The organism is Rahnella victoriana, from assembly GCF_004330295.1.
GTDB classification, from domain to species: domain Bacteria; phylum Pseudomonadota; class Gammaproteobacteria; order Enterobacterales; family Enterobacteriaceae; genus Rahnella; species Rahnella victoriana.
In genome coordinates this window covers 1-12,447 of record NZ_SJOJ01000024.1, presented here as the reverse complement: position 1 = coordinate 12,447, position 12,447 = coordinate 1, and the positions used below count along the sequence as shown (strand labels likewise).

9 protein-coding genes are annotated in these 12,447 nt (G+C 55.8%); 6 read left to right on the top strand and 3 right to left on the bottom strand.

What is annotated here, in order from left to right:
- Positions 1-249 precede the first annotated feature (249 nt).
- The 5 genes from gcvT to EYY67_RS18525 all read left to right on the top strand — a co-directional run bounded on the left by gcvT (position 250) and on the right by EYY67_RS18525 (position 7,470).
- Positions 250-1,347 carry a glycine cleavage system aminomethyltransferase GcvT gene (gene gcvT, locus EYY67_RS18545; protein ID WP_131694096.1) on the top strand — a complete coding sequence of 366 codons (1,098 nt, stop codon included), beginning with the start codon at positions 250-252 and terminating at the stop codon, positions 1,345-1,347.
- Positions 1,348-1,408: 61 nt separating this feature from the next.
- Positions 1,409-1,795: a glycine cleavage system protein GcvH gene (gcvH, locus tag EYY67_RS18540; RefSeq protein ID WP_119826873.1), complete on the top strand. Its 387-nt coding sequence runs from the start codon at positions 1,409-1,411 to the stop codon at positions 1,793-1,795.
- Between the two features lie 109 nt (positions 1,796-1,904).
- Positions 1,905-4,778, top strand: coding sequence for an aminomethyl-transferring glycine dehydrogenase (gene gcvP, locus EYY67_RS18535; protein ID WP_095924842.1), 2,874 nt, complete (start codon positions 1,905-1,907; stop codon positions 4,776-4,778).
- Positions 4,779-5,324: 546 nt separating this feature from the next.
- Entirely contained in the window at positions 5,325-6,371 is a 1,047-nt protein-coding gene (locus tag EYY67_RS18530; RefSeq protein WP_119826102.1) for an oxidoreductase, read from the top strand.
- 79 nt (positions 6,372-6,450) lie between these two features.
- Entirely contained in the window at positions 6,451-7,470 is a 1,020-nt protein-coding gene (locus EYY67_RS18525) for a bile acid:sodium symporter family protein (protein ID WP_119826100.1), read from the top strand.
- Positions 7,471-7,534: 64 nt separating this feature from the next.
- Here EYY67_RS18525 and add read toward each other — a convergent pair whose 3' ends face one another.
- From add to malX, 3 genes are all read right to left on the bottom strand, one after another.
- Entirely contained in the window at positions 7,535-8,533 is a 999-nt protein-coding gene (gene add, locus EYY67_RS18520) for an adenosine deaminase (RefSeq protein WP_095922079.1), read from the bottom strand.
- Positions 8,534-8,740: 207 nt separating this feature from the next.
- On the bottom strand, positions 8,741-9,916 hold the full coding sequence (locus tag EYY67_RS18515) for a MalY/PatB family protein (RefSeq protein ID WP_131694095.1): 1,176 nt from the start codon (positions 9,914-9,916) through the stop codon (positions 8,741-8,743).
- Positions 9,917-9,975: 59 nt separating this feature from the next.
- Positions 9,976-11,589 carry a maltose/glucose-specific PTS transporter subunit IIBC gene (malX, locus tag EYY67_RS18510; RefSeq protein WP_095922077.1) on the bottom strand — a complete coding sequence of 538 codons (1,614 nt, stop codon included), beginning with the start codon at positions 11,587-11,589 and terminating at the stop codon, positions 9,976-9,978.
- 253 nt (positions 11,590-11,842) lie between these two features.
- Between malX and malI the strand changes: the two genes are divergently transcribed.
- The coding region (malI, locus tag EYY67_RS18505; protein WP_131694094.1) for a Mal regulon transcriptional regulator MalI at positions 11,843-12,447 on the top strand (605 nt) is incomplete at its 3' end.

Here is a 12,447-nt window from a genome sequence, read left to right as displayed (position 1 = left end):
GCAAATGGTGAGAAATCCGGCCTTGTCGTTATATAACATCGATACTTTTGCGGTTTATTTGTAGATTTTGCGCCGCAAACCCCAGTTTACCAGTCAAAAACTCTGCACAATGCCCTTGTGAAATCACTGACATTCCCGCTGCTCTGCATATTTTAACTTATGGTTAGTGAGCTTATTCAGTGGTAAGTTCGAGCGAGGGTATCGTTTGCGCGGTGTGCTGTTTATGCACTTAATTAAATGAGGAATAAGATGGTTAAGCAGACTCAGCTTTATGAACAACATGTTGCGTGCGGCGCGCGTATGGTCGATTTCCACGGCTGGATGATGCCTCTGCATTACGGCTCTCAGCTGGATGAACACCACGTTGTGCGTCAGGATGCCGGTATGTTTGACGTCTCGCACATGACCATCGTCGACCTCCACGGCGCCCGTACCCGTGAATTCCTCCGTTATCTTCTGGCGAACGATGTCGCCAAACTCACCGTTCCCGGCAAAGCCCTGTACACCGGCATGCTCAATGCCTCCGGTGGCGTGATTGACGATCTGATCGTCTATTTCCTCAACGAAAATTATTTCCGTCTGGTGGTTAACTCCGCGACCCGCGAGAAAGATCTGGCATGGATTTCGCAGCATGCAGAACCGTACGCTGTTGAACTGACAGTGCGTGATGATCTGGCGCTGGTTGCCGTGCAGGGGCCGCAGGCGAAAGAAAAAGCGGAAACCTTGTTTACCGCAGAACAAAAACAGGCTGTCGCGGGCATGAAGCCGTTCTTCGGCGTTCAGGCGGGCGACCTGTTTATCGCGACAACCGGTTATACCGGCGAAGCGGGTTATGAAATCGCACTGCCGCAAGAACAGGTGGCGGATTTCTGGCAGAAATTGCTGGCCGCAGGGGTAAAACCTGCCGGTCTGGGCGCGCGCGACACACTGCGTCTGGAAGCAGGCATGAATCTGTACGGGCAGGAAATGGACGAAGGTGTTTCGCCGCTGGCGGCCAATATGGGCTGGACCATCGCCTGGGCACCGGAAGACCGTGACTTTATTGGCCGTGATGCGCTGGAAAGACAGCGCGAGCAGGGCACCGAACAGCTGGTCGGCCTGGTGATGACCGAGAAAGGCGTATTGCGTAACGAACTGCCGGTGCGATTCACCGACAGCGCGGGTAACACGCTGGAAGGCGTGATCACCAGCGGTTCGTTCTCCCCGACGCTGGGCTACAGTATTGCTCTGGCACGCGTTCCGGCGGGCATTGGCGAACATGCCATTGTGCAAATCCGTAACCGCGAAATGCCGGTAAAAGTCACCAAGCCAGGTTTTGTCCGTAACGGCAAACCTCTGGCGCAGTAACGAATTCGAGATAAAAATTATCCAGTTAACGCTGAATTAAGCACTTTTTGGAGAAAATAACATGAGCAATGTTCCAGCAGATTTGAAATACGCCTCTTCCCACGAGTGGGTACGTTCAGAAGGCAACGGCGTTTACACCGTAGGCATCACCGAACACGCGCAGGAATTACTGGGCGACATGGTTTTCGTTGATCTGCCAGAAGTCGGCCGCGAAGTGGCTGCCGGTGAAGACTGCGCCGTGGCTGAATCCGTCAAAGCGGCTTCCGACATTTACTCTCCAGTTAGCGGCGAAATCGTTGCAGTGAACGGCGAACTGGAAGGTTCCCCGGAGCTGGTCAACAGCGAGCCATATGGCAGCGGTTTCCTGTTCCAGATTAAAGCGTCAGACGAAAGCGAACTGGCTAAGCTGCTTGATGCAGAAGCCTATTCAGCTTCCATCGACGAATAATTACACATTGTTTTACCCGCCCCGCAACCCGCTTGCGGGGCAGATCCCGACCCGTAGCTTTTGTCAGTATCCCAAGACACCTCCAGCAGATTTCAGGAATGCGTAGCAAATGACTCAGACTCTCAGCCAACTCGAACACAGCGAAGCCTTTATCGGCCGCCATATCGGTCCGTCTTCTCAGCAACAGCAACAGATGCTGGAAACGGTCGGTGCGGATTCCTTAAACGCGCTGATCCAGCAGATCGTTCCGGTCGATATCCAGTTGCCGGGGCCACCGGCCGTCGGCGATGCCGTGACGGAACATCAGGCGCTGGCTGAGCTGAAAGCCATTGCCAGCCAGAACCAACGCTATAAATCCTACATCGGTATGGGTTACAGCGCGGTGCTGACGCCGCCGGTTATCCTGCGCAACATGCTGGAAAATCCGGGCTGGTATACCGCGTACACGCCGTATCAGCCGGAAGTGTCGCAGGGCCGTCTTGAAGCGCTGCTGAACTTCCAGCAACTGACCCTGGATCTGACCGGTCTGGATCTGGCGTCTGCTTCTTTGCTCGATGAAGCGACTGCCGCCGCCGAAGCCATGGCACTGGCAAAACGCGCCAGCAAACTGAAAGATGCCAACCGTTTCTTCGTGGCTGACGACGTGCATCCGCAAACGCTGGACGTGGTCCGTACCCGTGCGGAAACCTTCGGTTTTGACATCATTGTTGATAAAGCCGAAAAAGTGCTCGAGCTGGAAGGCGTGTTCGGCGTGCTGTTGCAGCAGGTTGGCACCACCGGTGAAGTGCACGATTACACCGCGCTGCTGGGCGAACTGAAAAAACGCAAAATTATTACCAGCGTCGCCGCTGACATTATGGCGCTGGTGCTGCTGGCCGCACCGGGCAAGCAGGGCGCTGACGTGGTCTTTGGTTCCGCGCAACGCTTTGGTGTGCCGATGGGCTACGGCGGTCCGCACGCGGCCTTCTTTGCCTGCGTAGACGAATTCAAACGTTCCATGCCGGGCCGTATCATCGGGGTTTCCCGCGATGCTGCCGGCAAAACGGCACTGCGTATGGCGATGCAGACCCGCGAGCAACATATCCGCCGAGAAAAAGCCAACTCCAACATTTGTACCTCGCAGGTTTTACTGGCCAACATTGCCAGCCTGTATGCGGTATTCCACGGCCCTGAAGGCCTGAAACGCATTGCCTCACGCATTCATCGTCTGACCGACATTCTGGCCGCTGGCCTGAAACAGGGTGGCCTGACGCTGCGTCACAACACCTGGTTCGATACGCTGACCGTCGAAGTGAAAGACAAAGCCGCTGTGCTGGAACGTGCGCTGAGTTTCGGTCTGAACCTGCGTACTGACATTCATGGCGCAGTCGGTATCACCCTTGATGAAGCGACGTCCCGCGAAGACGTTCAGATTCTGTTTGCTGCCCTGCTGGGTGACGACAACGGTCTGGATATCGACAAACTGGACAAAGCCGCATCGACCGACAGCAATGCCATTCCAGCGGCGATGCTGCGTGTGGATCCGATCCTGACCCATCCGGTATTCAATCAGTACCACAGCGAAACCGAGATGATGCGTTATATGCACCGTCTGGAGAAAAAGGATCTGGCGCTGAATCAGGCGATGATCCCGCTGGGTTCCTGCACCATGAAACTGAATGCCGCAGCAGAAATGATCCCGATTACCTGGCCGGAATTTGCCGAGCTGCATCCGTTCTGCCCGACAGAACAGGCTGGCGGTTATCAGCAGATGATTGGTCAGTTGTCACAATGGCTGGTTCAGCTCACCGGTTATGACGCGGTGTGCATGCAGCCGAACTCCGGTGCGCAGGGTGAGTACGCGGGTCTGTTGGCCATCCGCCGCTACCACGAAAGCCGTAACGAAAGTGGTCGTCACATCTGCCTGATCCCAAGCTCAGCGCACGGCACCAATCCAGCTTCCGCGCAGATGGCGAGCATGACCGTAGTGGTTGTCGCGTGTGACAAACAGGGCAACATCGATCTGAGTGACCTGCGTGAGAAAGCGGCGAAAGCGGGCGATGAGCTGTCTTGTATCATGGTGACTTACCCTTCAACGCACGGCGTTTACGAAGAGACCATCCGCGAAGTGTGCCAGATTGTGCATCAGTACGGCGGTCAGGTTTACCTCGATGGCGCGAACATGAACGCCCAGGTCGGCATCACCACGCCGGGTTACATCGGCGCGGACGTGTCGCACCTTAACCTGCATAAAACCTTCTGTATCCCGCACGGCGGCGGCGGCCCGGGCATGGGTCCGATCGGTGTGAAAGCGCATCTGGCTCCATTCGTTCCGGGTCACAGCGTGGTGCAGATTGACGGCGTACTGACGCAAAACGGCGCGGTTTCTGCGGCTCCGTTCGGCAGTGCTTCCATCCTGCCCATCAGCTGGATGTATATCCGCATGATGGGCGCGGAAGGCCTGAAGCAAGCCAGCCAGGTGGCAATTCTGAATGCCAACTACATTGCGACCCGTCTGAAAGACGCCTATCCGGTGCTGTATACCGGCCGTGATGGTCGCGTGGCGCACGAATGCATTCTGGATATTCGTCCGCTGAAAGAAACCACCGGTATCAGTGAAATGGATATCGCCAAGCGTCTGATCGATTACGGATTCCACGCCCCGACCATGTCCTTCCCGGTGGCCGGTACGCTGATGGTTGAGCCGACCGAATCCGAAAGCAAGGTGGAACTGGATCGCTTTATCGATGCGCTGCTGGCAATCCGCAGTGAAATTGATCGCGTAGCGAAAGGCGAATGGCCGCTGGAAGATAACCCGCTGGTGAATGCACCGCACGTGCAGAACGAGCTGGTCAGCGACTGGAACCACCCGTACACCCGCGAAGTGGCAGTCTTCCCGGCCGGTTACGACAACAAATACTGGCCGACGGTAAAACGTCTGGATGACGTGTACGGGGACAGGAATTTGTTCTGTTCATGTGTACCGATGTCAGATTACGAGTAAGACTCCGTTCTCCTCCTCGCTGAGAAGGGTGAGGAGTTAAAAATTCGGTCTGCTCCCTCCCCTGCGAAGGGGAGGGTTGGGGTGGGGTATTAAAGTAAAATCAATAGGTTGAAGTATGCTTTGACAAGGTGTTAGCCCTTAAAACCCCCTCCCAACCTCCCCCTTCGCAGGGGGAGGAGCAAAGATGAAAAACAATCTGCCGTTGATTTTAAGATCGTGCGGGCGATTCAGAAATCTTGCTGAACGGAGCGGCCTGGAGACCTAAGGCTCCAGGACCGAGAGAAGGAACCGCGCAGCGGCAAGATTTCCAGCCTGTCGCTGTGGTACCTGAAACATGGCCAGCAAGCGATAGCGCGCAGTTAAAAAACGCAGGATTCCAAAGGGTTTCGTTTAAAACCCTTTGCGCCCGTTTGGGCGGCGAGCCCAAGCATCTGGCCAGTTCGGCTGGCAATCCCACGAAAAATTTCTCTTGTCCAGCTTTGTAAGCTGGTGTCAAATCAGATGATTAGCGTCCTGCGGGTAAGCCCGTTAAATAAAGGAAATCATATGACCCAGACCCTCCGCGTTGGCCTTGTTGGCTATGGTTTTGCCAGCAAAACCTTCCATTCTCCCCTGATTGATGGCACCCCCGGCCTTGAACTGGCGGTCGTGTCCAGCAGCGATGCGGGCAAAGTTCATGCCGACTGGCCCCATGTTGCAGTGGTTGATTCGCCGGAAAAACTGTTCGCTGATGCGTCCATTGATCTGGTGGTGATCCCGACCCCGAACACCACCCATTTCCCGCTGGCGAAGCTGGCGCTGGAAGCCGGTAAGCACGTTATCGTCGATAAGCCCTTCACCGTGACACTGGAAGAGGCCCGCGAGCTGGATGTGCTGGCGCGTGAGAAAGGCAAAGTGCTGTCGGTCTTCCATAACCGTCGCTGGGATTCGGATTTCCTTACTGTAAAGGCGCTGATCAACGAAGGCGCGCTGGGCGATATCGTTTATTTCGAATCTCATTATGACCGTTACAAGCCGCAGGTGATGCAACGCTGGCGCGAAAGTGATGCGCCGGGCAGCGGCATCTGGTTCGATTTAGGTTCGCATCTGTTGGATCAGGCGCTGCAATTGTTCGGTACGCCGGATGCGTTGCAGGCAGATCTGGCGGTGCTGCGTCCGGGCGGCAAAGCGGTGGATTATTTCAACGCCGTGCTGACCTATCCGCGCCGTCGCGTGGTGCTGCACAGCACCGTGTATGCGGTGGCGGAAACGGCACGTTTTATCGTGCAGGGCGAAAAGGGCAGCTACGTGAAGTTTGGGCTGGATCCGCAGGAAGATCGTCTGAAAGCCGGTGAGCGTTTGCCTCAGCCGGACTGGGGCTTCGACAAGCGCGACGGTGTGATTACGCTGAGCCATGACGGCGTGCTGGCCGAGAAATCCCTGCTGACCATTCCGGGTGATTATCCGGCTTATTACGCCGGTGTGCGTGATGCGATTAACGGACAGGGCGACAATCCGGTCCCTGCCGCTGATGCGATCCGCGTGATGGAAATGCTCGAACTGGGGATGCAGTCCTCGGAACAACAGGCGACATTGAAAGTCATCAAGAACTAACACGTCGTCTACGCTTTTAAGATGTCACCACGGTGGCATCTTTCCTTTTCGTTTGTTATTCACTTTGCAAGGAAGGTTCATGTCCTGGTTACAACGTCTGAAAATTGACAAGTTTTTGCTGATTCTGGTGTGTGTGGTGGTGATTGCGTCATTCTTTCCGTGTGAAGGGATTTATAAAACCCTCTTCGGCTACCTGACCACCGCCGCCATTGCGCTGCTGTTCTTTATGCACGGCGCGAAGCTTTCGCGTGAAGCGATCATGGCGGGGATCAGCCACTGGCGGCTGCACGTGGTGGTGTTCCTCAGCACCTTCGCGCTGTTCCCGCTGTTGGGGCTGGGCATGAAATGGCTGGTGCCGGTGGGCATTCTGACGCCGACGTTGTACTACGGTTTCCTGTATCTCTGCGCACTGCCCGCTACCGTGCAGTCGGCGATCGCCTATACCTCTGTGGCGGGCGGCAATATTCCGGCAGCGATTTGCAGCGCGTCCGCATCCAGCATTCTGGGCGTGTTTCTGTCGCCGGTGCTGGTCGGACTGCTGATGCACACGCAGGGCGGCACCAGCGACACCCTGCACGCGATTGGCTCCATCGTATTGCAACTGATGGTGCCATTTATTATCGGGCATCTTTGCCGTCCGCTGATCGGCGCATGGGTGCAACGTCATAAAAAAATCGTTAACGTCACTGACCGTTCATCGATTCTGCTGGTGGTGTATGTCGCATTCAGCGAGGCGGTGGTGCAGGGGATCTGGCATCAGATCAACGGCTGGTCGCTGCTGGCGATCCTCGGTTGTTCCATTGTTTTGCTGACCATCGTGCTGGTAATCAATACCTACGTGGCGCGTCTGTTTGGTTTTAATACCAAAGACGAAATCACCATCGTGTTCTGCGGTTCGAAGAAAAGTCTGGCGAACGGTATTCCGATGGCGAACGTGCTGTTCCCGGCGGCGGCTGTGGGCGCGATGGTGTTACCACTGATGATTTTCCATCAGATCCAGCTGATGGTCTGCGCGGTGCTGGCCTCGCGTTATGCCAAACGTGTGGCGCGTGAAGAAGCGGCGGCGCTGGTGAAAAAAGAAGAAGTCAAAACCGTGTAAACCACGGCGGAAAAAGAAAAGGGCGGAGAGTTTATCCCGCCCTTTTTTATGGTCTGAGAAACGGTTATGCGGACACTTTGTCGCGGATCGCCTGCTTTTCAGCTTCGGTCAGGAATGCCATGGTCAGGCCGTTTTCCTGTGCTTTGCGGATTTCGTTCTGCGTCAGACCGGCTGCCGGGGCGGCAACAAGATATTCGTTAGCAATCTCAATCCCCTGAACCGCCGGGTCATCGGTATTGATTGATGCCAGCACGCCGTGGCGCAGGAAAATCGCCAGCGGATGCTGTTCAAACGACGCGACGGTGCTGGTCTGAATGTTGGAGGTCAGGCAGGATTCGATACCAATCTGATGCTTTGCCAGGAAATCCATCAGTGCCGGATCCTGCGCGGCTTTCACGCCATGACCGATGCGCTCAGCGCCCAGTTCACGGATCGCCTGCCAGATGCTTTCCGGCCCTGCGGCTTCACCGGCATGGACGGTGATCCGCCAGCCTGCGTCACGCGCACGGTTAAAGTGGCTGAGGAACAGGCTGCCCGGGAAGCCCAGTTCATCGCCGGCCAGATCGAGCGCGGTAATGCCGTCGCGGTGCGCCAGCAATCCTTCCAGTTCCTGCAGGCAGGCGTCTTCCCCAAAGGTACGGCTCAGAATGCCGATCAGGCGCACATCGATATCATGATTCTGCTGACCTTCGCGGATCCCTTCGATCACGGCTTCCACCACGCCTGCCACCGGCAGTTTGTGGTTCATTGCCATGTAATACGGGGAGAAACGCAGTTCGGTATAGTGCAGACCGGCCTTCGCCGCATCTTCGACGTTTTCTTTAGCAATACGGCGGCAGGCATCCAGATCGCCCAGCACCTTGACCCCCCAGTCGAGTTTCTGCAGAAAACTCACCAGATCCGGTTCGGTATGCATCACCTGCACGTGCGGGCGCAGGGCTTCAAGTTCGTTAGCAGGCAGGGACAGAGTAAACTGACGGCCTAAATCGAGAATGGTTTGAGCGCGGATGTTGCCATCAAGGTGGCGGTGAATATCGGTCAGGGGAAGGCGTGTGTCGATCATGGTGTGCACTCATTATTATTGAAATGTGCGGGGCATTATAACTGTATTTAGTTGCGCAACAAGAAGGGTTTTGAATTTGCTCCCTCCCCTGCGAAGGGGAGGGTTGGGGTGGGGTATTAAAGAAATATCAGGAGGTTGAAGTGTTCATTGACCGGGTGTTTGCCCTTAAAACCCCCTCCCAACCTCCCCCTTCGCAGGGGGAGGAGCTCAGACCAACTCTCTGATGCCATTGATTAATTTTTCAACACCGGCTTCCACTTTCGATCTCGGGCAGCCGACATTCAGACGCAGGAAACCGTTGCCTTCTTCGCCGTAGGTATAACCCGGCATGATGGCGACTTTTTGATGTTCGATCAGCGTTTTTTGCAGCTGTTTGTCATCAAGTCCGAGCGGACGCAAATCAATCCATGCCAGATAGGTAGATTGCGGCGGTTGCCAGTTCAGCTGCGGGAAAGCGGCATTTAGCTGGTCTGCGACGTAACGCAGATTGGCCTGCAAATAGTCGCGCAGCGCATCCAGCCAGGGTTCGCCGTGGTGATAGGCGGCAACATGCGCATGAACGGCCATTACCGCCGGGGAGGATAAGCCGTCGCAGGCTTTGAGCTGATGCAGGTACGCATCGCGCTGCGCTTTATGGCTGATCAACCCGTAAGCGCCGGTCAGCGCCGGAATGTTGAAGCTTTTCGAACCGGATGTCAGCAATGCCCATTCGCCGCGCGCCACTTCATTCCATGGCGTATGCCGGTTGTCGCCCCAGACCATATCCATATGAATTTCATCGCTGATCACCCGCACATTATGACGTTCGCACAGGGTGGCGATCAGCGTCAGTTCTTCGCGCGTCCAGACTTTACCGGTCGGGTTGTGCGGACTGCACAGCAACAGCAGTGAGCAGGTCGGTTGCGCCAGCAGGCTTTCCAGTTGTTGCGCATCCAGCGACCAGTCGTTGCCGTTTTTTATCAGCGGACAGGCCAGCATGTTGCGCAGATTGCCATTTACCACTTTAAAGAACGCATCATAGGCCGGGGTGAACGTCACCACGCCATCGCCCGGCTGACTCCACTGGCGGATCAGTTGCGCCACCATATAAATCACCGACGGGCCGTACACCACCATGTCGCGGTCAATCTGGCTGTTAAAACGCTGCTGATACCAGTGCGCCACCGCGCCGAGAAAATCATCATGCTGCCAGCGGCTGTAACCCAGCACACCGTGTTGCAGACGTTTTTGCAGTGCGTCGAGAATGCACGGCGCAGCGGGGAAATCCATGTCGGAGATGGTGAACGGCAACAGGTCGGCACTGCCGAAACGGTCAGCGACATAATCCCATTGTGTGCACCAGGTGCCGTGACGGTCGGTGACGGTGGAGAAATCAAAAGACATTCGTTTCACTCCCTGAATAAAGCAGAAAAGGGCGACATATGTCGCCCCTGTTAATCTTATTACGCAATGACCGGTTCTGGCGCGGACTGACTCGCCGCGGTACGGATCAGATAATCCAGTTCATCTTTTACTGACTGCACCTGCGGACCAATGACCACCTGCAGGTTGTGCTCGTTCAGGTGCACGACCCCAATCGCCCGGTTGGCTTTCAGCGTTGCATCGTCAACCAGCGACATATCTGCCACCGAGAGACGCAGGCGGGTGATGCAGTTATCCAGTGAAACGATATTACCGGCACCGCCCAACGCGCTCAGGATAACCGGTACGTTATAACCTGATTTGCTGGAAGACGGTACGGCCGCTGCGGCTGGCGTATTCTCGGATTCACGACCCGGCGTTTTAATGTTAAAGCGCGTGATAGAGAAGCGGAAGATCGCGTAGTAAGCCGCGAACCAGATCGCTGCCACCAACGGCACCAGATACCATTTGGTTGCTGTACCGTGCAGGATACCGAAGACCACGAAATCGATGATGTTGCCGTCAGTATTGCCGATGGTTACGCCCAGTACGGACATAATGGTGAAGCCCAGACCGGTCAGCAATGCATGGATCACATACAGCACCGGCGCAACGAACAGGAACAGGAATTCGATCGGTTCCGTTGTACCGCCAACCACGCAAGCCACCACGCCGGAAATCAGCAGGCCTTTAATTTTATGACGGTTCTCAGGTTTCGCACAGTGATACATTGCCAGTGCCGCACCCGGCAGGCCGCCGAGGAAGGCTGGCATTTTGCCCTGAGACAGGAACTGCGTCGCGCTTTCCGCGAAACCGTGAGTGGTCGGGCAGGAGAGCTGCGCCTGGAAGATAGTCAGCGCACCGCTGACTTCGCGGCCACAGACATCCAGCGTGCCACCGGCTTCGGTGAAGCGGATCAGCGCCACCAGAATATGATGCAGACCGAACGGTAACAGCAGACGTTCGCCGGAACCGAAAATCATCGGGCCAAATACCCCTGCGCCCTGAATCAGACGGCCCAGGCCGTTAATCCCTGCGGCGAAGAAAGGCCAGATCAACGGGATCAGCAGGCCGACCAGACCGAGCACCACCGTGGTGACGATCGGCACGAAACGGGTACCGCCGAAGAAGGCCAGTGCATCCGGCAGACGGATGGTGTTGTAACGCTCGTGCAGAATGTACACGATGATACCGACAATCACCGCGCCCAGAATACCGGTGTCGATGGACTGGATACCGAGGATCATCTGGATGTTATTGGCTTTCAGCACCATCGGATCGACTGTCGGCAGCGTGCCGTTAGCGGTCAGGAAGAAGTTGATGGCCAGATTCAGCACCGCGAAACCGACGAAGCCGGAGAACGCCGCGACGCCTTTGTTTTCACGTGCCATACCCAGCGGGATGGCGATAGCAAACATCACCGGCAGGAAACTGAACGCGAATGAACCGACCTTGCTCATCCAGACGAAAATCAGCTGAAGAACCGGATTACCTAATGTGGGGATCAGCGTCACGACGTCGTGGCTGCTTAATGAACTGCCGATGCCCAGCATGATGCCGCAGAACGACAGCAAGGCGACCGGCAGCATGAAAGTTTTCCCTAAGCTCTGGAAGAATTCCCAAAGTGTGACACGTTGTTTTTTGTTGGCAGGCATACCCGCTCCCTGAGTTGTTTTAATAGCTGCTTATAACGGCGGCTAAGATAAAACGTTTTACCTGATTAATACGTGTTGTAACTCACAATATTAAACAATGCCTGTCCTGCGTGGCTTAAATCAAGGTTAAACGTTTTACTCAATAGCGGGAATTAGGTATAACTGTTTGACCACGCTAAGTATTCCAACGAGCGGATACCGCGGGCGGGAAAGGATCCCGTTTTATGCAGTCTGATACGAACGACAACCTCTGATGAACCCTAAAAAAATCACCATTATTGATGTGGCACAGCACGCCGGTGTTTCGGTGACCACCGTCTCGCTGGTGCTCAGCGGAAAAGGGCGTATTTCCCAGACGACGGCTGAACGGGTTAACCGCGCCGTGGATGAACTGGGTTTTGTGCGTAACCGTCAGGCCAGTACGCTGCGCGGCGGTGAGTCCGGCGTGGTCGGGCTGATTGTGCGTGATATCTGCGAACCCTTTTATGCCGAAATGACCGCCGGTCTCAGCGAAATGTTTGAAGCGCAGGGCAAGGTGTTGTTCCTGCTGCAAAGTGGTCCGGCGGGCAAAGGACTGATGCGTTGCTTTGATACCTTACTCACGCACGGCGTGGACGGCATTGTGATCGCCGGGGGGGCAAATACGATCGCCGGGTTAAGGGAAAAAGCAGAGGAGCAGGGCGTGCCGCTGATTTGCGCCGCCCGTTCCGGCGGCATTGAAGGCGTCGACGTTGTCCGCCCTGATAATATGCTCGCGGCGAAAATGGCCACGGAATATCTGATCAAACGCGGCCACAAACAAATTGCCTATCTCGGCGGGCTGAGCAACTCGCTCACCCGCGCCGAACGCCTCGGCGG